The sequence below is a fragment of the Lysinibacillus pakistanensis genome (assembly GCF_030123245.1).
Lineage (GTDB): Bacteria > Bacillota > Bacilli > Bacillales_A > Planococcaceae > Lysinibacillus > Lysinibacillus pakistanensis.
Genome location: NZ_CP126101.1, coordinates 3,344,042 through 3,365,901 on the forward strand (window position 1 = coordinate 3,344,042; position 21,860 = coordinate 3,365,901).

Annotated in this window: 27 protein-coding genes, 1 riboswitch and 1 other annotated feature; of the genes, 6 read left to right on the forward strand and 21 right to left on the reverse strand. The window is 37.4% G+C overall.

Annotated features, from left to right (window positions below):
• Nucleotides 1-804: 804 nt before the first annotated feature.
• The 11 genes from gcvPB to comGA form a co-directional block, all read right to left on the reverse strand.
• Nucleotides 805-2,268, reverse strand: coding sequence for an aminomethyl-transferring glycine dehydrogenase subunit GcvPB (gene gcvPB, locus QNH24_RS16610; RefSeq protein WP_283868659.1), 1,464 nt, complete (start codon nucleotides 2,266-2,268; stop codon nucleotides 805-807).
• Entirely contained in the window at nucleotides 2,261-3,607 is a 1,347-nt protein-coding gene (gene gcvPA / locus QNH24_RS16615; RefSeq protein WP_283868660.1) for an aminomethyl-transferring glycine dehydrogenase subunit GcvPA, read from the reverse strand. Before gcvPA ends, gcvPB begins: the two co-directional genes overlap by 8 nt.
• Before the next feature lie 25 nt (nucleotides 3,608-3,632).
• Nucleotides 3,633-4,736, reverse strand: coding sequence for a glycine cleavage system aminomethyltransferase GcvT (gcvT, locus tag QNH24_RS16620; RefSeq protein ID WP_283868661.1), 1,104 nt, complete (start codon nucleotides 4,734-4,736; stop codon nucleotides 3,633-3,635).
• A 243-nt stretch (nucleotides 4,737-4,979) separates the two neighbouring features.
• Nucleotides 4,980-5,072: riboswitch (glycine riboswitch) on the reverse strand.
• A 144-nt stretch (nucleotides 5,073-5,216) separates the two neighbouring features.
• On the reverse strand, nucleotides 5,217-5,732 hold the full coding sequence (locus QNH24_RS16625) for a shikimate kinase (RefSeq protein WP_283868662.1): 516 nt from the start codon (nucleotides 5,730-5,732) through the stop codon (nucleotides 5,217-5,219).
• 19 nt (nucleotides 5,733-5,751) lie between these two features.
• Nucleotides 5,752-5,952, reverse strand: a complete 201-nt coding sequence (locus tag QNH24_RS16630; protein WP_283868663.1) for a hypothetical protein — start codon at nucleotides 5,950-5,952, stop codon at nucleotides 5,752-5,754.
• Nucleotides 5,930-6,355, reverse strand: coding sequence for a competence type IV pilus minor pilin ComGF (comGF, locus tag QNH24_RS16635; protein WP_283868664.1), 426 nt, complete (start codon nucleotides 6,353-6,355; stop codon nucleotides 5,930-5,932). The genes QNH24_RS16630 and comGF overlap by 23 nt, the downstream gene beginning before the upstream one ends.
• A complete protein-coding gene (locus QNH24_RS16640; RefSeq protein ID WP_283868665.1) occupies nucleotides 6,348-6,665 on the reverse strand; it encodes a hypothetical protein in 318 nt (105 codons plus the stop codon). Before QNH24_RS16640 ends, comGF begins: the two co-directional genes overlap by 8 nt.
• Nucleotides 6,658-7,098 (reverse strand): competence type IV pilus minor pilin ComGD, encoded by a 441-nt coding sequence (comGD, locus tag QNH24_RS16645; RefSeq protein WP_430673994.1) that lies wholly within the window; start codon nucleotides 7,096-7,098, stop codon nucleotides 6,658-6,660. Before comGD ends, QNH24_RS16640 begins: the two co-directional genes overlap by 8 nt.
• A gap of 2 nt (nucleotides 7,099-7,100) precedes the next feature.
• A complete protein-coding gene (gene comGC / locus QNH24_RS16650; RefSeq protein ID WP_283868667.1) occupies nucleotides 7,101-7,442 on the reverse strand; it encodes a competence type IV pilus major pilin ComGC in 342 nt (113 codons plus the stop codon).
• 10 nt (nucleotides 7,443-7,452) lie between these two features.
• On the reverse strand, nucleotides 7,453-8,526 hold the full coding sequence (comGB, locus tag QNH24_RS16655) for a competence type IV pilus assembly protein ComGB (RefSeq protein ID WP_283868668.1): 1,074 nt from the start codon (nucleotides 8,524-8,526) through the stop codon (nucleotides 7,453-7,455).
• Nucleotides 8,504-9,523: a competence type IV pilus ATPase ComGA gene (comGA, locus tag QNH24_RS16660; protein WP_283868669.1), complete on the reverse strand. Its 1,020-nt coding sequence runs from the start codon at nucleotides 9,521-9,523 to the stop codon at nucleotides 8,504-8,506. The genes comGB and comGA overlap by 23 nt, the downstream gene beginning before the upstream one ends.
• 326 nt (nucleotides 9,524-9,849) lie before the next feature.
• Here comGA and QNH24_RS16665 point away from each other — a divergent pair, with 326 nt between their 5' ends.
• Nucleotides 9,850-10,560, forward strand: a complete 711-nt coding sequence (locus tag QNH24_RS16665) for a helix-turn-helix transcriptional regulator (RefSeq protein ID WP_054770971.1) — start codon at nucleotides 9,850-9,852, stop codon at nucleotides 10,558-10,560.
• A 117-nt stretch (nucleotides 10,561-10,677) separates the two neighbouring features.
• Nucleotides 10,678-10,920 carry a DUF2626 family protein gene (locus QNH24_RS16670; protein ID WP_024361272.1) on the forward strand — a complete coding sequence of 81 codons (243 nt, stop codon included), beginning with the start codon at nucleotides 10,678-10,680 and terminating at the stop codon, nucleotides 10,918-10,920.
• Nucleotides 10,921-11,027: 107 nt separating this feature from the next.
• On the opposite strand, the gene QNH24_RS16675 is transcribed toward QNH24_RS16670, so the two are convergent.
• Together QNH24_RS16675 and QNH24_RS16680 are read right to left on the reverse strand one after the other, a co-directional pair.
• A complete protein-coding gene (locus QNH24_RS16675; RefSeq protein WP_054770970.1) occupies nucleotides 11,028-11,678 on the reverse strand; it encodes a YidC/Oxa1 family membrane protein insertase in 651 nt (216 codons plus the stop codon).
• 30 nt (nucleotides 11,679-11,708) lie between these two features.
• Nucleotides 11,709-11,969: a hypothetical protein gene (locus QNH24_RS16680; RefSeq protein WP_283868670.1), complete on the reverse strand. Its 261-nt coding sequence runs from the start codon at nucleotides 11,967-11,969 to the stop codon at nucleotides 11,709-11,711.
• A gap of 173 nt (nucleotides 11,970-12,142) precedes the next feature.
• Between QNH24_RS16680 and QNH24_RS16685 the strand changes: the two genes are divergently transcribed.
• The gene (locus tag QNH24_RS16685) at nucleotides 12,143-12,526 is read left to right on the forward strand and encodes a hypothetical protein (RefSeq protein WP_283868671.1); all 384 of its coding nucleotides are present in this window, start codon (nucleotides 12,143-12,145) and stop codon (nucleotides 12,524-12,526) included.
• 14 nt (nucleotides 12,527-12,540) lie between these two features.
• Here the strand turns inward: QNH24_RS16685 and QNH24_RS16690 are convergent, their stop codons facing one another.
• Nucleotides 12,541-13,185 carry an MBL fold metallo-hydrolase gene (locus tag QNH24_RS16690; protein ID WP_054771006.1) on the reverse strand — a complete coding sequence of 215 codons (645 nt, stop codon included), beginning with the start codon at nucleotides 13,183-13,185 and terminating at the stop codon, nucleotides 12,541-12,543.
• A 169-nt stretch (nucleotides 13,186-13,354) separates the two neighbouring features.
• Here QNH24_RS16690 and QNH24_RS16695 point away from each other — a divergent pair, with 169 nt between their 5' ends.
• The gene (locus QNH24_RS16695) at nucleotides 13,355-13,534 is read left to right on the forward strand and encodes a DUF2759 domain-containing protein (RefSeq protein WP_054770969.1); all 180 of its coding nucleotides are present in this window, start codon (nucleotides 13,355-13,357) and stop codon (nucleotides 13,532-13,534) included.
• 311 nt (nucleotides 13,535-13,845) lie between these two features.
• Here the strand turns inward: QNH24_RS16695 and QNH24_RS16700 are convergent, their stop codons facing one another.
• The 4 genes from QNH24_RS16700 to rpmG form a co-directional block, all read right to left on the reverse strand.
• Nucleotides 13,846-15,741 (reverse strand): LTA synthase family protein, encoded by a 1,896-nt coding sequence (locus QNH24_RS16700; RefSeq protein WP_283868672.1) that lies wholly within the window; start codon nucleotides 15,739-15,741, stop codon nucleotides 13,846-13,848.
• Between the two features lie 276 nt (nucleotides 15,742-16,017).
• Nucleotides 16,018-16,230, reverse strand: a complete 213-nt coding sequence (locus tag QNH24_RS16705) for a YqgQ family protein (RefSeq protein WP_283868673.1) — start codon at nucleotides 16,228-16,230, stop codon at nucleotides 16,018-16,020.
• 1 nt (nucleotide 16,231) lies between these two features.
• The gene (locus QNH24_RS16710) at nucleotides 16,232-16,816 is read right to left on the reverse strand and encodes a 5-formyltetrahydrofolate cyclo-ligase (protein WP_283868674.1); all 585 of its coding nucleotides are present in this window, start codon (nucleotides 16,814-16,816) and stop codon (nucleotides 16,232-16,234) included.
• Between the two features lie 65 nt (nucleotides 16,817-16,881).
• Complete coding sequence (gene rpmG, locus QNH24_RS16715; RefSeq protein WP_008408521.1) at nucleotides 16,882-17,031, reverse strand: 50S ribosomal protein L33; 150 nt, start codon at nucleotides 17,029-17,031, stop codon at nucleotides 16,882-16,884.
• Between the two features lie 402 nt (nucleotides 17,032-17,433).
• Between rpmG and QNH24_RS16720 the strand changes: the two genes are divergently transcribed.
• Both QNH24_RS16720 and QNH24_RS16725 read left to right on the forward strand, forming a co-directional pair.
• Entirely contained in the window at nucleotides 17,434-17,877 is a 444-nt protein-coding gene (locus tag QNH24_RS16720; protein ID WP_283868675.1) for a hypothetical protein, read from the forward strand.
• A 3-nt stretch (nucleotides 17,878-17,880) separates the two neighbouring features.
• Nucleotides 17,881-18,366, forward strand: a complete 486-nt coding sequence (locus QNH24_RS16725) for a hypothetical protein (protein ID WP_283872872.1) — start codon at nucleotides 17,881-17,883, stop codon at nucleotides 18,364-18,366.
• A 45-nt stretch (nucleotides 18,367-18,411) separates the two neighbouring features.
• Here the strand turns inward: QNH24_RS16725 and QNH24_RS16730 are convergent, their stop codons facing one another.
• The 3 genes from QNH24_RS16730 to QNH24_RS16740 all read right to left on the reverse strand — a co-directional run bounded on the left by QNH24_RS16730 (nucleotide 18,412) and on the right by QNH24_RS16740 (nucleotide 21,850).
• Nucleotides 18,412-18,984, reverse strand: a complete 573-nt coding sequence (locus QNH24_RS16730; RefSeq protein ID WP_283868676.1) for an anthranilate synthase component II — start codon at nucleotides 18,982-18,984, stop codon at nucleotides 18,412-18,414.
• Nucleotides 18,981-20,366, reverse strand: a complete 1,386-nt coding sequence (gene trpE, locus QNH24_RS16735; protein ID WP_283868677.1) for an anthranilate synthase component I — start codon at nucleotides 20,364-20,366, stop codon at nucleotides 18,981-18,983. Before trpE ends, QNH24_RS16730 begins: the two co-directional genes overlap by 4 nt.
• Before the next feature lie 164 nt (nucleotides 20,367-20,530).
• Nucleotides 20,531-20,737, reverse strand: a binding site (T-box leader).
• A 39-nt stretch (nucleotides 20,738-20,776) separates the two neighbouring features.
• Nucleotides 20,777-21,850, reverse strand: a complete 1,074-nt coding sequence (locus QNH24_RS16740) for a mechanosensitive ion channel family protein (RefSeq protein ID WP_283868678.1) — start codon at nucleotides 21,848-21,850, stop codon at nucleotides 20,777-20,779.
• Nucleotides 21,851-21,860 lie beyond the last annotated feature (10 nt).

Consider the following 21,860-nt stretch of genomic DNA (forward strand, 5'->3'; position numbering starts at 1 on the left):
ATGGTCAAGGGACTCTTTATGAATATTTAGCCAAAATGAAGGTGATTTCCGTTCCAGGCTACTCGCTTTGTTGCTGACGCTTCGCTTTCGCACAGAGCAAAGCTTCCTGTGGGCGAGCGACGAGCCGCTTCCTGCGCTGACGCTCCGTGCAGGGTCTCGTCTGTCTCGCTATCCCACGGGAGTCGAGTAGCCTTGCACTCCAATCAACAATAGTGTAGAACTTTAAATATTCTCTTCCTTCAAAAATCATTAAATTGATAGAATAGTGATAAATTCTATAGCTGTCAACCTACATTTTGTGCATAAAACTACTTTGTAATGATACATAAAGCCACTTATTGCTAACACTGCTTTTGTATAGGGAAATGTTACCTAAACTCCATTTTTAGCAATATAGTGATGGCTAAGATTTCAATTTATCACTTTACATTTGTGTAAAATACCAGAAGAAAATACGATCAACCCCCTCGTTTTGAAAAAGGGCTATTACTTTTTAATTTGTCACCTTGATTTCATTGACATAATAGTATTTCAACAACATGAGAGCAAGTAATTCTTGCTCTTTTTTCTGCTTCATTATCGGAATGTTCCCCAAATGTTGTGAGAAACCTTGCTCCATATATTGAGAAAACTTATCCAGTAAGATCTGCCACTTCTATCCGTCACTCTATTCATTTTATCCGCCACTTTCTCTCTCCTATCCAACACTTTGCTCATTCTATCCACCACTCTAACTGTTCTATCCGCTAGAAGCCAAAAAAAAAGCGTCCAATAAGTATGAACACTCATTGGACGCTTGTAGTTCTATGCTTTTTGATAACGAAGCACTGGTGTACGAGCAGCGCGTGTTTCGTCAAGACGAGATACGACTGTTGTATGTGGTGCTTCTTGAACGATGGATGGATTTTCTTCTGCTTCTTTTGCAATTTGAATCATCACATCGCAGAATGCATCTAACGTTTCTTTTGATTCTGTTTCTGTTGGTTCAATCATTAACGCCTCTTCCACATTTAATGGGAAGTATGTTGTTGGTGGATGGTAGCCAAAGTCTAACAGACGTTTTGCGATATCTAATGTACGTACGCCAAGTTTCTTTTGACGACGACCAGATAAAACAAATTCATGTTTACAATGGCGGTTATATGGTAGATCGTAGAATGGTTCTAATCGACGCATCATATAGTTTGCGTTTAGCACAGCGTATTCTGTTACAGCTTTTAAGCCATCTGGACCCATTGTACGGATATAAGTATATGCACGTACGTTAATACCAAAGTTACCATAGTAAGGTTTCACACGTCCGATTGATTGTGGACGCTCGTAATCAAAGTGGAATGTTCCATCTTCTGTTCTCACTAGTACCGGTTTTGGTAGGAATGGAATTAAATCTGCTTTTACACCTACTGGACCTGAACCTGGACCACCGCCACCATGTGGACCTGTGAATGTTTTGTGCAGATTTAAATGCACACAGTCGAAGCCCATATCACCTGGGCGTGCTTTACTCATAACGGCATTTAAGTTAGCACCATCATAGTACACTTTACCGCCTACAGAGTGGATAAGCTCTGCCATTTCGATAATATTCTCTTCAAATAGACCTAGTGTATTAGGGTTTGTTAGCATTAATGCAGCTGTGTCAGGACCTACTACTTTGCGAAGATCTTCAATATCTACTAGACCATTCTCATCAGATTTAACAGTGATTGTTTCAAAGCCTGCAACTGTTGCTGATGCTGGATTTGTACCATGAGCTGAGTCAGGAACAATCACTTTATTACGATGCTCCTCACCATTTGCTTCATGGAACGCACGAATCATCATTAATGCTGTCCATTCACCGTGAGCACCTGCTGCAGGTTGTAATGTTACTTCATCCATTCCTGTAATTTCTACTAAAGAAGTTTGTAAATCATAGAGCAGCTCCATTGCACCTTGTGCTGTTGACTCATCCTGTAATGGGTGAACATTGGCAAAGCCTGAAAGACGTGCAACTGCTTCGTTAATTTTCGGATTATATTTCATCGTACAAGAGCCAAGTGGGTAGAAGCCAGAATCTACCCCGTGGTTACGACGAGAAAGTGCTGTATAGTGACGCATAATATCAAGCTCAGATACTTCAGGTAATTCCGCAGCCTCAGCACGTACTAGGTTTGCTGGTAATAAATCGGCTAGGTCAACCTCAGGTACATCCAGTGCTTCTAAGCTATAGCCAACGCGACCTTCTTTTGAAATTTCAAAAATGAGTGATTGATTTTCGTTATGCATGAAGAGCCCCCATTTCTGCAACAAGTGCATCAATTTCTTCTTTTGTGCGTAATTCCGTAACGGCAATCAGCACATGATGTTTAAGAGAGTCATAATTTTGACCTAAAGGATATCCACCGATAATACCCTTTTCGATTAAGCCTTTGTTGATTTCTTTCACACACTTATTCGTTTTCACAACGATTTCGTTAAAGTGTGCACCTTGGAATGCTACTGTAAAGCCTGCTGCTTCAAAGGCATTTTTCGCATAACGTGTTTTCGCGATATTTTGCATAGCCATTTCACGAATACCTTGTTTACCTAGAGCTGTCATAGCTACAGAAGCTGCAAGTGCAAGAAGTGCTTGGTTTGAGCAAATATTAGATGTTGCTTTATCACGACGGATATGTTGTTCACGCGCTTGTAATGTTAATACATAGCCACGACGACCTTCGCCATCCACTGTTTCACCAATCAGACGACCTGGAACCTTACGCATTAATTTATTCGTTACCGCAAAGAAACCACAGTGTGGACCACCGAATGCTTCAGAAATTCCGAAAACTTGTGCATCACCTACACAAATATCAGCTCCAAGCTTACCAGGAGGTGTTAAAATACCTAATGCAAGTGGGTTAGAAGACACGACAAATAAGCTTTTTGCTTCATGTGCAATATCTCCAATTACTTGAATGTCCTCCACTTGACCAAAGAAGTTTGGATATTGTGCAATAACAGCTGCTGTGTTGTCATCAATTAACTCTTTTAATGCGTCAATATCTGTTACACCATTTTTGTGTGGAACAGTCACGATATCAATCGATTGACCGTAGGCATATGTAGCCACAACATCGCGGTATTCTGGATGCACTGTTTCAGACACTAAAATTTTCTTACGACGTGTATGACCAGCTGCCAGCATACCCGCCTCTGCTAATGCTGTACCACCGTCATACATAGAAGAGTTAGCGAGATCCATACCAGTTAGCTCAGCAATCATCGTTTGGAATTCAAAAATTGCTTGTAGTTCCCCTTGTGAAATCTCTGGTTGATATGGTGTATAAGCTGTATAGAACTCTGAACGAGAAATGACATGATCCACGATTACTGGTTTATAGTGATTGTAAACACCTGCACCTAAAAATGATACATTGGCATTTGTATCCTTATTTTTGGCAGCTAGAGCTGTTAATTCTTTTAATAAAGCCGATTCTGATTTTGCTTCCTTGATGTCATAAAGGCCTTTAAAACGGACTTTCTCAGGGATATCCTCAAATAACTCATCAACTGAGGATACACCGATTACGTCTAACATTTCTTTTTGATCTTGTTCCGTCATTGGTAAATAACGATGTTTCATAAATGTAGGTCCCTCTTTTCAACTATTATTTTGAACGTTTGTAAAACGGTGTTTCAACTGTTATTACTTTTAAGTGCTTTCCACGGATTTCAATTTCTAGCTCAGTTCCGATTGTTGCGAATTGACTGTCAATTAATGCGTGACCAACATTACGTTTAGAAGAAGGAAGCTGTGTACCAGTTGTCACTTCACCGATTTCCTGACCATCCTTAAATACCTTGTAACCATGACGCGGAATTCCTTTATCAATCATTTCAATTCCTACCAGTTTGCGTGGAAGACCATTTTCCTTCTGAGCTACTAATGCATCATGACCGATAAAGTCCTCTTTATTCAATTTCACAGCAAAGCCAATACCAGCCTCTAGTGGCGAAATCGTTGCTGATAGCTCTTGTCCGTATAGTGGGAGACCCGCTTCGAAACGAAGTGTATCACGACAGCCTAGACCTGCAGGAACAACACCTTTGTCTTGACCAGCCTCTAAAATTTTACCCCATAAAGCTTTAATATCTTCTGGAGCACCATACAATTCAAAGCCATCTTCTCCCGTATAACCGCTACGAGAAACTAATACTTTATGTCCTGCAACCTCTACATCCTCTTGGAAGCGGAAATATTTAATGGCACTAATATCAGTCGTTGTTAAAGATTGAAGAACCTCTTCTGCTAATGGCCCTTGTAAAGCAATTTGTGCATAGGCATCTGATTGATTGTCAATCGTCACATCATATTGATGTTGATTCTCCATCATCCAATCATAATCTTTTTCAATATTTGCGGCATTGACGCATAATAAATAGTGATTGTCTGCTAATTTATACGTTAATAAATCATCGACAACACCACCATCTTCATAGCACATTGCGTTGTATTGCGCTTGACCTACTGCAATTTTCGAAATATCATTGGACAGAAGATTTTGTAAAAAATCTAATGCTTCGGGTCCTGTTACTAAAATTTCCCCCATATGTGATACATCAAATAAGCCTGCACGATTACGCACTGCATCGTGTTCTTCTTTAATAGAAGAGAATTGAACTGGTAATTCCCATCCACCAAAGTCAACTGTTTTAGCACCGTATTTTGCGTATTCTTCAAATAGAGGTGTACGTTTTAATTCACTCGCCATTCATTTTTGCCCCCTTATTGTTAGTTACATTCTACTTAGTAGTAGTTCGTCTGCTTCTTGTATGAATACGGTCTATACTTGCCGTATAAAGACATAAAAAAAGACAGACGAACCCCTTTTTCGGGATTCTCTGTCCTTGCACCTGAAAGTTACACCAGACTGGCTCGCATTGTCTCTTTGCCAATCAGCCGGCTTTCCCCTTTGGTGGCTGTTATTGTTATACTACAGCTCTCTCCAGAGTTGCGTCTTGTACGAGTCCTTTTACCTGAGAGATTCATAGCCTTTTGCTACTTGCTCCTTCGGCGGCGTCTCTACGCGCTCTCCCCGCACAATCATCCGCCCAAGATTCATCTTGGTACTATTTAGTATTCAATGAACATTTAGTTACTTATTTGTCTATATCCTAACATTAAATATATTGAAAAGGCAAACATTTTTTAAATTATAATAAATAACGAATGTTATAGTTATTTTCACTAATCATCGTTCGCCTTTTAGCCTTTTAACTTGGAATACTAAATACTCAAGAATTTGACGGATGGTTCTGCCCTCTGTTAACACTTGAATATGTCCTGCATCACGGTAAAATTTCCTTCTGTAATGATACAGCTTCTCTAGCTCTTCTTTCGTTGAGCTTTGCACAATCGGTCGGTTTTGATCATGCTGTATTCGCTTATAAATATCTTCGAATGTCGCATCTAAAAAAAACACGAGTCCACTGCGTCTCATTATTTTCCTGTTTTCAGCATTGACGGCAACGCCACCACCAGTTGAAATAATACAAGCTTCATCACGGAAATTTTTCAAAAATTCTGTTTCTATTTCCCGAAACCGTGCCTCTCCGTATTTTTCAAAAATCTGAGGAATTGTCATACCCTGCTGTCTCACAATTTCATGATCCATATCATAATAGGGCATCTTTAACAAATAGCTTAAACGTCTTCCTAACGCACTTTTCCCGCAGCCCATAAAGCCAACTAAATATATTTTTCGCATTCGAATCACCTTCTTATAACTACGATTCTACACTGTCTGACAAAATTTGTCCTAATAAATTTATCGTAGCGCGAACATTCATTTTTTCAAGCGAATCATATGTTCGATACTGAATTTCATAAGACGTACAATACGTAAGAACAAAAGTAGTTACAAAAAATAATAATGCAATTGCGATTAAAAAAATAGCCCCTCTGTCATTTTTCAATAATTGGTACATAGAAGGTTCGCTCCTTTTGGATACCACTTGGAAATTCAACAGCTACAGTAACCCTATTATTTTCATATTGAAATTGGCATTTATTAATACCAATTAACATCGGTACATGCCCACCATTTACTTGGTCACGAATTAAATTATTATAACAATCAATATTATGAATCGTATTCCCCGATTCAAAGGTTATTCTCTTTTGGTTCTGTCGAATCGTAAAAAAAGTAATATTTTCAAAATAACTATTTAAATCGTATACAAATAGCTCCCACTTTGATTGTTCATCAGATATTACTGTCGTTTTCATCTCGGCATACCAAAGCATAATTAACACAACAAGCTGCATAACTAGTACAAACACGACTAATTGAAATAAAGCTTCAAGCAATGTATACCCTTTCTCATTCATTGACTTCACCTGTCAGCCGTATACATTTTTCACGTATTTCACGTGTATTTTGAAAGGTTACACATATTTCTTGTCCCTCAAATATCCAATGAAAATCCACATTTTCAATTGTTTTTGAACCTTCCTGTTGCCGTGAATGCCAGTATTGCTTTAAACCCTCATAGGCAGTCTCTGCTGCGATAACCTCTAGCTTTTTGTTAGATAAATTTGTTTTCATTGAATAGCTAATTGGTAATAATGCCACACATAGTAACATAAGGATGCCAATGGATAAAATCGTTTCTACAAATGAATAGCCTGTCTCATTCAACTCTAGCTCTCCCTCGTCCAAGTGTAATCACAACTCTTTTAATGCCTTGAGGTGTTTTAAATGTTACAGTTCCTGCAGTCATGACATTGCCACTATAGTTATACATAATGGTTTGCACGGAGCTCGAAGCCGGCATTAATTCAACCCCTTTCGGAAAAGGCCTGTCATATAAATGAGTATAAAAATCTTTTTTGATAATATAGCGTTTTGTCGAGCTTTCAAACTTCATCGAGATGTATTCTCTATGATGCATACTATAGGTTTGAATATATTGAATATCCAATTGCACTTGTGTAAAAAAACGCTCAAGTTCTTTTATTTCTGCTTGTTTCAATGAGTACTTCATGACAATCGCAGTTAAACACATCACAAAAAATAACACAATTAACATTTCAAGCAACGTATATCCTTGATCATTTTTTAAGCTACTCACGTTCATCCGCCGCTAGAGTCCGATCCTGAAGAGGCATTTGCCAATTTAACCTCCCCCTCATTTGTAATCATAATTTCTTCCTTATTCGGACAGCTCGTTTCATTTTCCTTCAAATACCCCTTTGTTACTAAATCCTCGATTGTTGGATAAGCCATAAAATCCACCCGATATGCTTCTACTTGTCCCTGTACCATAGAAATATAAGCTTTACAGCCCTTCTCATCGATTGTGGCAAAATGCTTCGTCACATTTGGGATTGTGATTAAAATTAGGATGGAAATAATTAGAAGTACAATTAACATTTCGATAAGCGTGAATCCAGCTTGGCGCTTTATTTTTTCCATAATAATCCTCCTATACTAGTTCAATCATGTGATAAATGGGTAATAGCAAACTAACATATGCAGCAACGATACAGATAGCAATGATGATAAAAAAAGTTGGCTGTACAAATGCAAGTATTCGGTGCAATAATTGCTCCTGCTTGTCTGTCAACAATTCGCTATAGAGTAAAAGCTCTTTTCCTAAATAGCCACTTTTCTCACCATGCTCAACAAATATGGAGAAGTCCCTCTGCCAAACAGCTGTTAATTGAACAGCCTGTGTCAAAGTATCTCCAAAAACAACGCGCTCTTTGAGACATCGAGCCAAATGCTGCAAAAGTGGCTGTAATCGCTGCTCCTCCAATATTTGCAGACTGGCCTGTAATGAAAAACCACTTTCTAGTAGACTCCCTAAATAGGCAGCAAATTGCCTCGTTAAAGATAATCGCACATAAATTTGGACAAACGGGATTTTTGAGATGATTGTAAGCTGACGGGCCATTGACTGACGTTTAAGATAGAGCTGGAAAAACAAAATACTACCAATCGAAGCTATACCTAATAAGACAAGAGCATCTGGGAAATGCAAGAACATTTTTGATAGCCCAATCATTGTTTGATCATTGCTAGGAGTTCGACTCGAAATCATTTTTTCTATATTTGGAAAAAATACCGTACGAAATACAAAAAACAATAGTAACAAAAATACAATGAGTACTACTGGATATAAGAGAAGTCTCAATAATTTTTTCTTAGTTGCCTCACTTACAGCCATTTGCTTTGCTACTCCTTTTAAAGCCTCAATCATATGACCATTATTTTCAGCAACTGCAATCGCCACTAAATGATGCCTTGCAAGCCTTAATGTTTCCAAAATCCCTGTAACACCTATCCCTTGCCTAAGTTTTTCGTCGATTCGTTGCTGAATTTCTTCATGTGCCTCAATATGGTGTGGTAGGAGGATTGAAATTGCTTGAGGAAATAAATAACCCTCTTGCATTAGCACACTTAATCGACTGAAGAAATGTGCTTGCTCCTTTACCCGCCATTTTGTAGCTTTTTTGTATTCAACTAACATCTTGTCAGTGTATTTTCGTAGTTGCATATTTTTGCCCCTCTATTAAATCTCTTTGACCTGCAAGTGTTAAATCATACGGCAGCTCATAGGTAGTATTTTGCATGATTGCTTTGATGGCCTCTTGAAGATGACCGTCGCTTAATATTTCAAACAATGCGCGACGTTCTTCCTGAATAATTGGTGACTGGAAAAGTATTTGTGCAACAATACCTATTACCGTTTGACGAAGTTCTTCTACAGAAACGCCTAAGTCGATTAGTCGATAAAGACAGCTGACCGAATCCTTAGCATGAATGGTGCTTACCACTAAATGACCTGTTAAGGCTGCCTCTATTGCGATTTTGGCAGTTTCTTTATCACGTATTTCACCAATCATAATGACATCAGGTGAGTGGCGTAAAATAGCCTTTAAGCCTGCAGCATATGTAACACCAGCTCGTTCATTTACTTGAATTTGAAGAAGATTCGCTTGATTATTTTCTACAGGATCTTCCAAGGAGATAACATGACGATGTAATTCTGTTGAGCAATAATGAATGAGTGAATATAACGAAGTTGATTTTCCAGACCCGGTTGCCCCTGTGAAGCATAGGAGCCCTTGTCGATGTTTCACAAGCTCCATTAAGATGTTCGCTTCGAATTTGGAGTAACATAAAGAAGTAAGTGGAAAAGCATGGTTTTGAAGAAGAAGTCGTATAATCAGACTTTCTTTTAAAAACACTGAGGGAAGTGTAGATACCCGGAAGGCATATGGATCTTTCTCCATCGATTTCTGAAAGGAGCCGCTTTGGGGTTTGCGACGCTCACTAATATCTAAGGCTGCTAAAAATTTATAAAAGGAAATCATTCGTTCTGCTAGATCGTTCGGTAGCTCACCAGCCTGAAGTAGCTTATCGTATTTCCGAAAATAAAGACGATACCGTTCCATTTCAGGTACTAGTAATAAATCTGATGCACCAAAATGATAAGCCCTTAGTAAAAGTTGCTCACATTTTTGTTCGACAACTGTTTCAAAATTCTGCACATTTGCACCTCTCTTCTAGTTCATTCGAATATGACCGCCCTATTCGATATTTCCTAGTATAGTTACGAATACGCCACGAGAAAAGCCCTTTTCTCAAAATAAAATTTTGCTGTTAAAACGCCTATCAAATTTGTTTTTTGGTATAAAAATGTGGATAACTTGCAAATTTCCACTAAAAAAGAACATCCCCACATGAAAAAGTTAATATTTATGCCGAAAGGAACTGTATCTTTTTCAATAATACAATATAATAGAATCAACATGATTATTTTACTAACACTTGGTAGACTAAATAATATTTGAAAAATTCAATTGAGGTGAAGCAAATGATCCATCCATTAAAGATTACTAGTACATTAGCCGATGAAACTAGATACTCGATTTATGAGTACATCTTGAAAGAGAGAAAAACAGTAACGGTCCAAAATATTGCTGATAAATTCGGCATTCATCCAAACGTTGCACGCCTGCACTTAACAAAACTTTCAGAAATTAATATAATTACTGCTGATTTTGCTAAGACAGGTAAGGGAGGGCGACCTGGCCGTGTATATAAGGCTTCCGAAAAAGGAGTATCATTAACATTCCCAAGGCGGGATGAGGATCGACTATTGAAGTGGACAATACAATTAATTCAGGAATTTGGCCCATCTGCTTTAACAAAATGTATGGACATCAGCTATCAAGATGGTTTCCAGCAGATGAAAAATTATGTAAGTGCTGAGTTAAAATTAAATAATACCCTTTCCTTCGACCAAAAGCTTCAACTATTAACAGATAATGCTGCATTAATTGGCTATATTCCACAAATTCAGCAAACAGAGCATGGCAAAAAGGTGATATTCTCCATATTTAATTGTCCGTTCCAGGAACAGCTTACTACCCATTCAGAAATTGTATGTTCTTTACATGAATCCTATTTAAAGGGTCAGTTAGATGCATTATTTTCTAGTAATGAATTTATTCAGATTGAAAGTATGATACATAATTGTGATTTATGTAAATATGAAATAAACGTGACAGAAATAGATCGCTAATTTAAAATTCCATTTGTTTGTCACAAAGAAGGAGAAGTTCCAGTTTACAGACACCTTTCATATCATTTATAATGAGTAAGAGATTATTGTGTCGTGGGCAAAAGGAGGGGAAATTTCATGGATAATATGTATAAAGTTATGGCATTCTGGACAGGTATTTTTGCAGTTATGTTCTACCTTGGTGGTATGAACGAAGTATCGCTATTATTCGTAGGTAATACAGGTTTATTCTTATTATTAGGCTTCTTAAACCTTTCAGAACGTATGTACATGTACATTTTCGGAGCATATTTAACTGTATTCTTCGCTGGCTTCACGTACTATACAACATTTATTCACGTACCTGGTGGCGGTCATTAATACAGAGAAAATCGCGTGCCTCATTTAAAATATGAGGCACGCTTTTTTTGTCTCTATCTTTTATGAGCATAATAAAATCCCCCTTTAGGGTAAGGGGGATTAATACTTTATGAAGTTAGTTTAGGTTTGTATTGATTAAACGCAATTGTTTGTACAATCATCCAAATAGAGGACACGGTCCAATAGAATGGGATGGCTGACGGCATGAATAGAGATGAGAATACTATCATAACAGGCATGATCCCTATCATCATTTTCATTTGTGGATTACTATTTTCTGCTAGCTTAAATGATAAATACATTTGAATCATCATCGCTAAACCTGCAACAGCCGCCATAAAAATATCTGCAGAACCAAGATTAAACCATAGTAAGCTCTCATGCATAATAGCATTGTTTTTAGAAATGGTTAAATACAAGCCAGTTAAAATCGGAAATTGTATAAGCGCTGTTAGACATCCCGTTTTCATTCCTGAAAAGTTTTCCATCATTAATCGAGACATTTGCAATTGATACTCTTTACGTTCTTCATCTGTTTTAGCTTGGCTTAACTTTGTTTGTAGCGCTAATAATTGCTCCTTATTCCCTTGGGTAGTTTGTGTAACCACCTGTTGAGATTTAAAAGACTTGAAATTTGGATACAGTAAAATTAAACGTGTTAGCACCGTCAGAAGTACGATTGCAAAAACATAGCTCCCTGTAAAATGAAAAAAAGCCTCTAACAAAATTGTCAATGGTTGTGTTAATAATTCAAGCATTAATGATTATCTCCCCTTTTATAATTTTTCTTATAAAAGGGATACTAATTCCTCATCATTATCTGATTTACTGTAAATTACTTTTCTCAGCCATTTATTAAGTGTAATATGAGATAAATATATCTTTGTTTCAAAATTTACATTGTCTGTTAAATCAATTGTTACTTCAAAATTCGTATCAAAAACAGAAATTTTATCAAATATAGTATATATATATACTTTAATAAACGGACTATGTTGAATTAAATAATTAAAATCAGTAAGCAGCGATAAGAGTAAAATTAATTCCATTTACATCACCTATTTTCATTTTAGCACAAGTAGATGAAATTGTATAATTTATCTATATTCAGCAGGATACTCCCAGCTCTATAGGTGGCGAGATGAATGTGGTTTTTTCCTATTCAGTGGGCGTACAAACGCCCGCTGAATCAAGATAAAGCCCCTGGCGGATGTCCCGGATTTTGAAGAGGAGCTTTTCGAGCGAGCTCGAACAAAATTCGGACGCATTGTTTATCTGTGCGAAAGCAAGGCGGCAGCTACAAATATTTTCTGTAGCGAAAGCAAAGCGGCAGCTACAAATGTTTTCTGTAGCGAAAGCAAAGCGGCAGCTACAAATGTTTTCTGTAGCGAAAGCAAAGCGGCAGCTACAAATGTTTTCTGTAGCGAAAGCAAAGCGGCAGCTACAAATGTTTTCTGTAGCGAAAGCAAAGCGGCAGCTACAAATGTTTTCTGTAGCGAAAGCAAAGCGGCAGCTACAAATGTTTTCTGTAGCGAAAGCAAAGCGGCAGCTACAAATGTTTTCTGTAGCGAAAGCAAAGCGGCAGCTACAATACGCTGGGGCTTAATTGATCCACCATTTTTAAAATCCATTTAAAAATGGGTTTGCTTCCATCTCTGCTCCAACCGTCGTGTAATTGCCATGGCCTGGATAAACAATCATATCCTCTGGTAACGTTAATAATTTATCATGGATGGATGCCAAAAGCACCTTAGTTGAACCACCAATTAGATCAGTTCTTCCCACACCTTGTTCAAATAGCGTATCTCCTACAATAGCAAAGCCATCATTTTCAAATATATACGAAATACTGCCAGGTGAATGTCCTGGTGTAAAAATTGCTTTGAAAGCGAAATTATTTATTTCAAATAGACGCTCTTCTTTAATTATATTTTCTTCATCTGGTGCCGCCACAATATAATCTGGTAAAGCAGCATATTTGCTAGAGCCATTCTTTGATGGATCCCCTAACCAGCTAACTTCCTTTTCATGAATCCAAACGGGAATATTAAAAGCTTCCCGGACAGCATCTACTGCACCAATATGATCAAAATGTGCATGTGTTAAAAAAATAGCCAATGGTGTTAAACCATTACTGCGTATGGCTTTAATTATTCGCTGTGCTTCCTCTCCAGGATCAAATATTAAGCATTCCTTCTCTTTATTCGATACGATATAACAATTCGTTTGGACGGGTCCAAGTGAATAACTTCGTACGTTCATCATTGTCATCACCTCAACTTCCTATTATACAGCCTTTGCCACAATTTGACGATAAATGTTCATAGTTTAGGCTATTTTAGTTCTCGACAAAAACAGGTAGAACGTTTACAATTAAGGAGGAATATTGTTTACGACATTCATTTTCTGATGTCGAAAGGAGTGTCAATTTTTAATGAACTTATTAATGGTTATTTTTGGTCTAGTAGCTATTTTTGCTGTAATTGGTACATTCCAAGCAATTAAAGAAAAGAACCTTTTAAGTGTTGTTTTCAACTTATTAAGTGCTGTAGTATTCGGTTGGTTCGTCATTATGACAATCGTTCATAGCGGTTACCCACCAAAATTACACTAAAATCTAGACGGAAACAAGGGCAGTCTCACTACGAGGCTGCTCTTTTTCTATGTATATCAGAATTGAGGGATACAATCTCTTTCAATCGAGCAGTTTTCGTAGCTACCTGAGCGTGCCCTCATACCGCCTGAGCGATTTTTCTCGCCACCTGAGCGTTTCTACCCTTCCCCCGAGCAGTTACTATCGCCACCCGTCTGGAGCAGTTTTTCCGCTATCTGAGAGAAATTTCTGCTCTACACGAACAACAATCTTTCCCACAAGTTAACTTAAACAAAAAAAGAGATCTCCATAAATAGAGATCTCTCTTTAAGTTATTTCACAGCTTCTTGTTTCAAATTACCAGTCTTTTCATCATAGAATCGAAGCAAATCCCCGTTAATGATAGCATCGGAATTTTCTAATTCCATTGTAGCACGATCAGCGTATGGCTGACATGGCTCGCTATCAATCTCTTCACCAGTAGCTTTGTCATAGCAAGCTTCTCCAGCATAAACATATTTATCTGTTATAAATCGACCATCGCGGAATATAACAAAGTCTTCATGCTCTGGTGAGAATAGATCTGCGCCCATTTGCATATCTTTTGATGTTTCAACGCCAAGAAGGTGTAAGATTGTTGGACGTAAATCCATTTGTCCAGCTACCTCAGTCATTTCTTTACCATCCCCAGCTCCAGGGATATGGATGAATAAAGGTACTTCTTGTAGTATTGCATTATCAAATGGTGTGATGCTTTCTTTTCCTAAATACTGGGCCATCGCCTTGTTATGGTTTTCTGAAATACCGTAATGGTCACCATACATCACGATAATAGAGTTATCATATACACCTTGATCTTTTAAACTTTGGAAGAAGTCTTTCAGTGCTTCATCCATATAACGAACTGTTTGGAAGTAGCGATTTAATGTACCTGAATTTGAAGTATATTCAGGTATCATGATATCATCTGGATCCAATGTGAACGGATAATGGTTCGTTAATGTAATTAGTCGAGAATAGAATGGCTGTGGCATATCTTTCATTAATGCTGCAGATTGCTCTACGAATGGGATATCTTTCATTCCCCAGTTAACAGCTTCCCCTTCGCCAATAGTATATGATTCTATATCATAGAATTTATCGATATTTAAAGATTGATACATGATATCACGGTTCCAGAATGATTTATTATTTGGATGCATGACATTTGTAAAGTAGCCGTTTTCTCCAAGACGATCTGCCATTGAGTTGTACGTATTTCCACCATGTGTGAAGAATACAGCACCACGACCTAGGCCGAACAATGAGTTTTCTAAGATAAACTCTGAGTCAGACGTTTTACCTAAGCCTGTTTGGTGATAGAAATTACTGAAATAAAAAGTATCTTTATCTTTTGTTAAAGAATTTAAGAACGGTGTAATTTCATGACCATCCATCTGATTATTAATGACGAAGTTTTGTAAAGATTCCATTGACACAACAATTAAGTTACGCCCTTTGTATTTACCAAACATTTCAGGGTTTATGGCTGCCTGGTTAGAGCGAATATAGTTATTCACTTCTACTAGTTCACTACCATCCGCTAATGCACGTTGAGCAGATGATTTTGATTGAATATAAATATCATATAAGTGATAGTTGTACGTACCAATGTTTTTCACAAGTAACTCGCGGTCAAAGCTACGTGTTAACAGTTGTGGGCGCTCTGTTTCTGCTAGTCCTAAGTTTAAGAAAGACATAGCAATCGCTAAAACGAAGAACGCACGACGGAATTCCACGTTAACTTTTACTGCTTCTTTCATTCTAGGTAGATATTTATTAGCTAAAATTAGAATAAGTACATCAACAAAATACAACAGATCCCATGGGTTTACAATTGCTGCTACAGAAGTTCCTAAATCACTGAAATTATTTGTCTGGAATAATACCGGTAATGTAATAAAGTCATTGTAGAAACGATAGAATGCCACATTTCCATATAAGACAATTGATAAAAGAACACTGACAGTAATAATATATCGGTTTTTAGCCTTTGTTGATTTAAAGAATAATGCTAATCCATAAGCAAAGAGTAAGAAACTTAATGGATTAATAAACAAGATAAATTGTTGCATCGCATTTTCAATTTTCATCTCAAAACTTGTGTGATAAACAATGACCGTTTTTATCCAAGTTGCTACAATTGCTAGTATCATAAATGAATGTTTAGGCCACTTAATTGATTTCATTCCTAACATCCTCCCTACTTTCTTACCCAAAAAAATAATAATTTTTAACATTTGTTACTGAAACAAAATATATCTTAATCTTTTTTTTACAGATAATCAACAGATATATTTTTTTAAAAACTTTTATCCTTACTCCTATGCGCTGGATACTTATATATACGTTTTGCATTGTAAAAAGTTTCATAAAATCATAAAAACAGTGGAAAGCCACTGTTTCTTTGAATATTACAAACATGTTACACTATTTTTACAATACCCATATTCGTAATCTTTCAATCAAGATTGATTATTTTCTTTCATACGAAGTTTTGTAGTTTCTTGTCGAATTAGTAACAATGCCATTTGGTAATCTTTACTATCTAGCACATTTGCTTTATACAACTCACGAATTTCATCCTCCATTAGCATCAAATCTCCAATAGGATCACGTGTGTAAATATAAGTGCCGTATGTTTTCAATAATTCATAAATATCTAACATTTTATCCATTTTAATTCGCTCCTCGTTGTGCAACACAATCTATACGTATTGTGGGCGTCACAATGATATCAACTGGGCAATCATGTGCTTCTGTAGGAACACGATCAACTAGCTGTTCATCAAATAGCAATGACATGAGCTTACCCTTTTTATAGTTTAATACATAGCGGTCATAATAACCACCGCCGTAGCCTATTCGATAGCCATATTGGTCAAAAGCAACACCTGGAACAAGTAGGACATTCATCTCATTTGCGTCAACAAACTCACATTTTTCTGGAATTGGCTCACGTAAATGCATATATACAGTTTCAAGCTGTTCAAAAGAATTAATAACGTAAAATGTCATTTCTCTTGTTTTTGGGTTACATTTTGGAACAGCAACTTTTTTACCAAGCTTCCATAATTCGTCTATCAGATCAATTGTGTCGACTTCTGGTTTATTGGAAATGGTAATACCAATCGTTTTTGCTTCTATTATATATGGTTCCTGTAGCACTTTTTTTACTATAGCTAAAGACTGCTCAAGATAAGCTTCCTCACTCATAGTTGCAAGCGCTTCCTTTACCCTGTTTCGCAATGTTGATTTATCCATGCCAAGCTACCTCCTAGTAAAATGTAGAAAGCCAAAACCACTTGTGGTTTTGGCTTAATGAGCGATTACTTAGTTTCACGGTGAAGAGTGTATTTCTTCTCGCGAGAGCAATATTTTTTAAGTTCAAGACGCTCTGGATTGTTACGCTTGTTCTTTTTAGAAATGTAGTTACGTTCGCCGCAATCTGTGCAAGCTAAAGTAATGTTTACGCGCATCATTAACCCTCCCACTCTATATCAAGAATTTAAATTTGAGCATGATTTATACGACTAACCCATTATAACACAAACTGAAAAAAAATCTACCTTCATTTCATATTAAGTTTGCATATGGTAAAATACCTTATAAAGTGAAACTTCAATCGGTGGGTTTTTCCTCATCCTACCTGATTGCTGTAGAGGAACACAAGCTAAGACTCCTCATCCTGCGGAAATGCTTGTGTGACCAACATCTTGTTGGCCTCAATCGGGATTTATGGTCAGTAATCTCTCACTTATATTTTTTGTTTCACTTAAATCTTGGAGTGGGAATCTTGTATCTGACACTTCGCTTTCAGTACAGATAACTGACTGCCTGTTTATGCAGGATAATTACATACTTTTAATGGGGTGAAACTAGTGGATTTATCCATCATACTTATGAGCGTAGGTATTGTTCTTATCATTGTATCGTTCTTTTTCAAAAATAGTGCAAAAAAAGTCGAACAGGATGTGGAAGAATTATCGATTTCAATTTTCCAGGAAACCAATAATTTGAAGCGACGACTTAAAATTGTCGAAGAGGAGCTACTGCTTGAGCCTGAGTTTCAGGTTAAAACACCGTCAGCAATAAATAACTCAGTATCCAATCAAAAGGTTCAACAGGTCATGCAAGCTGTGCAACAAGCAGCTCAAGTATCCAAAAACGGACAAGTAGCTGCCAAAACAAAACCCATTCATCAAATTATTGTAAGTCAGGTGCTTGAACTTAATAAGCAAGGAATGTCCGTAGCAGATATAAGTATTCGCTCTAATTTAACTGAGGAACAAGTCCGACAAGTGATTGCAAACGGAGGTCGTTAATTGATGAATAATTCTGCAATCCGTGCATTTGGCATTGCCTTATTTCTTGTGGGAGCTTTGATAGCTTTAGCTACTCGTTTCGATTTCAGCATCGGTCTTCCGACAAAGGCCTCCACAAATGGAGAGCAAGTAATGGAACTTCAAAAAAAGCTTGCACAGGCAAATCAAGAAATTGCTTCGTTAAAGGAGCAAATAAAACAGGTTCCTAAGGAAAATACTGAGAAGCCTAATCCATCTGAATCTATAAATAAATCTGTAGACAGCCCTAAAAATTCGGCTACCATGACGCTTCAAATTTATAGTGGCATGGCCCCATATACGGTGGCAAAAAAGCTAGAAGATGGCGGTATCATTGACAATAGTGTGGAGATGGAGCTCTTACTTGCCAATGCAAAATACGCACGAAGCTTACAAATAGGTTCCTATGAGGTCAATTCCTCGATGTCCTTAGAGGAAATTGCAAGGCTAATCACAGGAAAAAAACAATAAATAAGAAAAGGCTGTCAATTAGAGTGACAGCCTTTTCTATTTACTTTATGAAATATGATCTAAGAAGGCTTGCATCATAAGACCACCCTCTTCTGTCCCGATGGATTCTGGATGGAATTGCAGACCAAAAAGCGGATAATTTTTGTGCTGCATTGCCATAATTTCGCCATCATCACTTGCGGTAGCTAAAATTTTAAAGTCCTCATGTAGAGTACACCTCTCAATAATAAGCGAATGATAGCGCATGACCTCAACTTCATCTTCTAATTGTGCAAATAATCCCGCTTTTTCATATTGAAGTGTAGATAGCTTACCATGCATAATATTTTTAGCCTGCACAATATTGCTTCCGAAAGCCTGACCAATAGCTTGGTGTCCAAGACAAATACCTAAAATCGGAAACTTTTTATAAAGCTCTTCTACTACTTCCACTGTTATACCTGCATCTACTGGTGTTCCTGGACCAGGGGATAAAATAATCGCCTCTGGCCGCATGCTTTCAATATCAGCTACAGTCAGCTCGTCATTACGTACTACTGTTACTTGCTTTCCAAGTATTGATATTTGCTGATATAGATTATAAGTGAAAGAATCGTAGTTATCGATTAGTAGAATCATTTTTTTACCTCCAATAGTGCGCGTGCTTTATTCAATGTTTCCTCGTATTCAGACAATGGTACAGAGTCATACACAATACCTGCGCCAGCCTGAACATGAGCACTTTGATCCTTAATAATCATCGTACGAATGGCCAGTGCCAAATCCATATCCCCGGTTGTAGAAATATAACCAACTGCTCCAGCGTAGACACCACGCTTCACAGGCTCTAGCTCATTGACAAGCTGCATAGCACGAATTTTCGGTGCACCTGATACTGTACCTGCTGGCAGACAGGCACGGAGAACATCTAAAACATGCACATCCTCACGTAATTCTCCGATAACCTCTGACACGATATGCATAACATGCTTATAGCGTTCAATATTCATATACTTTACAAGCTTTACAGTTCCAATTTTCGAAATTCGACCTAAATCATTTCGACCTAAATCTACTAACATCCGATGTTCAGCAATTTCTTTTTCATCATTTAATAAGCCCTCTGCAATAGCATTATCCTGGTCCTCTGTTTGACCTCTAGGCTTTGTGCCCGCGATTGGGTTTGTCGTTACTTTACGATCTTTTACCTTCACTAAACTTTCTGGGGATGTTCCCAAAATAGTGTACGTTCCATAGTCCATATAGAACATATAAGGCGAGGGATTAGATGTGCGTAATTGACGATATAAGGCAAATGGATTTCCAGTAAAGGATGAGGTGAAGCGTTGGGATAAAACAATTTGGAATATATCACCCTTAAGAATATGCTTTTTCGCACGTTCAACTAATGCGATAAATTGTTCTTTTGCAATTATCGGCTTGAAATTTAGCTCTCCAAGCTGCATCTCTTTAAACGTCGCTCCAGCGTATAGCTGCTCTTCAATCCGGGTAATCTCCTCTTCCATTTCCTCAAGGGAACGCCCGTCAGCAAATAAATCAATAGCCGCCAATGTAATCTCCTGCTTTAAATGATCAAACACAATAAATGTATCATAGAAAAAGATATGGACGTCCGGCATTTCTAAATCATCCTGTAAGTATTCACCTATTCTCTCAGTATAAAAAGCAGTTTCATATCCAAAGAAACCAATGGCGCCCCCAAAAAAGGCAAAAGGATAGTGCTCTTGATGGAACGGCATTACCTGCTTTAATTTTGCAAGTACATTCTCGCTTCCCTTTTCGATATGAAGATCTTTAGTAAAAGTATAACCATCCCTATCGCCAAATAATTCTGCAATTGGGTTAACGGCAATAAATGAGTATCGACCACTCTCCTCATGCTTGGCAGATGATTCGAATAGCATTTTATGCTTTCCTTCAAGTGATTGATAAACGGAAATTGGCGTCATCATATCCCCTTGCAATACCTTCATGGTATACGTTCTAAGCTCAACTGTCATAATTCTCTCTCCTTCTCTAGGCTCTACTCTTCTACACCATAAAACATAGCTTAATTGTAACGGATTTTTTCGAGCTCACTCGAAAAGCCCCTCTTCAGCATTCAACTTCCCCACTTTAGAGATGGGGGTTTTTGCTGATTCAAGAAAAAAAGGCCTTTCCATCACAAAAGGACGGAAAAGCCGTGGTGCCACCTTCATTGGTCTCCTAAAAGACCCACTCTAAGCCTTATAACGTAGGCAGACGCTAATCCATACTTTTTTCAGGATTAGAGCTCCGAAGTCCATTCGCCATTCATTTGCACTAGTTTCCACCGACCACTAGCTCTCTATAACAAATAATAATAGCTACTACTCTTCATCAAAGCTGATTACTCACCTACATTGTAAACCAAAAAAACTAACAATTCAAATTATTTTTTAGTCCCAAACCATTCTTCATCTGTTGGATTTATTAATACAATTTGTAGTTCCTCAACGATTTGACGAATTGCAAATAAAATATCCTGACGTACATCTAGCATGACAGCCGTGTCATTGCTTGCCACATAAAAACGTACAAGGACACGGTAATAGCTAGGATAAAATTCATCGATAAAGACATGAATCATTTCCTTTTCAGTCTTATTATGCAAATAAATTTCTTTTTGAATGGCACTTAAGGCACCTCGTATGGATTCTTCCTCATTTTCAGTAGAAACATATAAAAAATGCTCACATTTTCGTTTTTCTCGTCTTGATAAATTATAGATTGGACGATTGACCAAATAAGAGTTCGGTACATATACAAGTCCTTTATCACCTGTTTGAATCAACGTACTGCGAAGATTAATATCCTCAATGGTTCCCTCAATTTTTTGGTCCTCTGTTGCAATCCAATCGCCAATTTTAAAGGGGTTATCCAAAGCCACTGACATTCCACCAAAAACATGTGCTAGCGTATCACGAATACCAAAGGCAATTGCTACACCAGTTAAACCAATACCTGTTAAAAAGCCATTTAAGTTAAAGTCCCAAAAGGAAGCAATGGTAAACATAGCAAAAATCATGATGAGCACTTTTCCTATACGAAGAAAAAACGGTAATAGGACATTCGCTTCCTCTTCACCATTTAATGGCAAAGGTTGTTTTGTATAAAAGTTCAAAACATCGTATACCCCTTTGAAAGCGAAGAAAACAATAATCGACAACACAAAGTTTTTGGACGCTTTATGTGTGAATAATGGCACATCTATCAAATAGGATAAGCTGATTACAATAACGGAAGCCATAAATGCGTAGCGAATCGCTTTATTAAATTGTGCCAGCACCGTTGCCTGAAAATTACGCTGTCGATTTTCTAAAAATACAACAATACGATTAATAATTTTCTTTATAACAAAATACTGAAAGAGCCATCCAATACCACAGAGAGCGATGGCTATAATTACATCCATCCACGTTAGAATTGTAACACTGGGTGGTATTAACCATTTCAATAAATCCATATTTTTCTCC

Coding starts and splice junctions, on each gene's coding strand:
- QNH24_RS16630 (WP_283868663.1), bottom strand. CDS start 5,952: ATGTACCAATTATTGAAAAATGACAGAGGGGCTATTTTTTTAATCGCA.
- comGB (WP_283868668.1), bottom strand. CDS start 8,526: ATGCAACTACGAAAATACACTGACAAGATGTTAGTTGAATACAAAAAA.
- QNH24_RS16690 (WP_054771006.1), bottom strand. CDS start 13,185: ATGATGAACGTACGAAGTTATTCACTTGGACCCGTCCAAACGAATTGT.
- comGC (WP_283868667.1), bottom strand. CDS start 7,442: ATGGAAAAAATAAAGCGCCAAGCTGGATTCACGCTTATCGAAATGTTA.
- gcvT (WP_283868661.1), bottom strand. CDS start 4,736: ATGGCGAGTGAATTAAAACGTACACCTCTATTTGAAGAATACGCAAAA.
- QNH24_RS16665 (WP_054770971.1), top strand. CDS start 9,850: ATGATCCATCCATTAAAGATTACTAGTACATTAGCCGATGAAACTAGA.
- QNH24_RS16740 (WP_283868678.1), bottom strand. CDS start 21,850: ATGGATTTATTGAAATGGTTAATACCACCCAGTGTTACAATTCTAACG.
- rpmG (WP_008408521.1), bottom strand. CDS start 17,031: ATGCGCGTAAACATTACTTTAGCTTGCACAGATTGCGGCGAACGTAAC.
- QNH24_RS16675 (WP_054770970.1), bottom strand. CDS start 11,678: ATGCTTGAATTATTAACACAACCATTGACAATTTTGTTAGAGGCTTTT.
- QNH24_RS16700 (WP_283868672.1), bottom strand. CDS start 15,741: ATGAAATCAATTAAGTGGCCTAAACATTCATTTATGATACTAGCAATT.
- QNH24_RS16625 (WP_283868662.1), bottom strand. CDS start 5,732: ATGCGAAAAATATATTTAGTTGGCTTTATGGGCTGCGGGAAAAGTGCG.
- gcvPB (WP_283868659.1), bottom strand. CDS start 2,268: ATGCATAACGAAAATCAATCACTCATTTTTGAAATTTCAAAAGAAGGT.
- QNH24_RS16730 (WP_283868676.1), bottom strand. CDS start 18,984: ATGATTCTACTAATCGATAACTACGATTCTTTCACTTATAATCTATAT.
- QNH24_RS16705 (WP_283868673.1), bottom strand. CDS start 16,230: ATGGATAAAATGTTAGATATTTATGAATTATTGAAAACATACGGCACT.
- QNH24_RS16695 (WP_054770969.1), top strand. CDS start 13,355: ATGAACTTATTAATGGTTATTTTTGGTCTAGTAGCTATTTTTGCTGTA.
- gcvPA (WP_283868660.1), bottom strand. CDS start 3,607: ATGAAACATCGTTATTTACCAATGACGGAACAAGATCAAAAAGAAATG.
- QNH24_RS16725 (WP_283872872.1), top strand. CDS start 17,881: ATGAATAATTCTGCAATCCGTGCATTTGGCATTGCCTTATTTCTTGTG.
- comGF (WP_283868664.1), bottom strand. CDS start 6,355: ATGAATGAGAAAGGGTATACATTGCTTGAAGCTTTATTTCAATTAGTC.
- QNH24_RS16670 (WP_024361272.1), top strand. CDS start 10,678: ATGGATAATATGTATAAAGTTATGGCATTCTGGACAGGTATTTTTGCA.
- QNH24_RS16680 (WP_283868670.1), bottom strand. CDS start 11,969: ATGGAATTAATTTTACTCTTATCGCTGCTTACTGATTTTAATTATTTA.
- QNH24_RS16710 (WP_283868674.1), bottom strand. CDS start 16,816: ATGGATAAATCAACATTGCGAAACAGGGTAAAGGAAGCGCTTGCAACT.
- trpE (WP_283868677.1), bottom strand. CDS start 20,366: ATGACAGTTGAGCTTAGAACGTATACCATGAAGGTATTGCAAGGGGAT.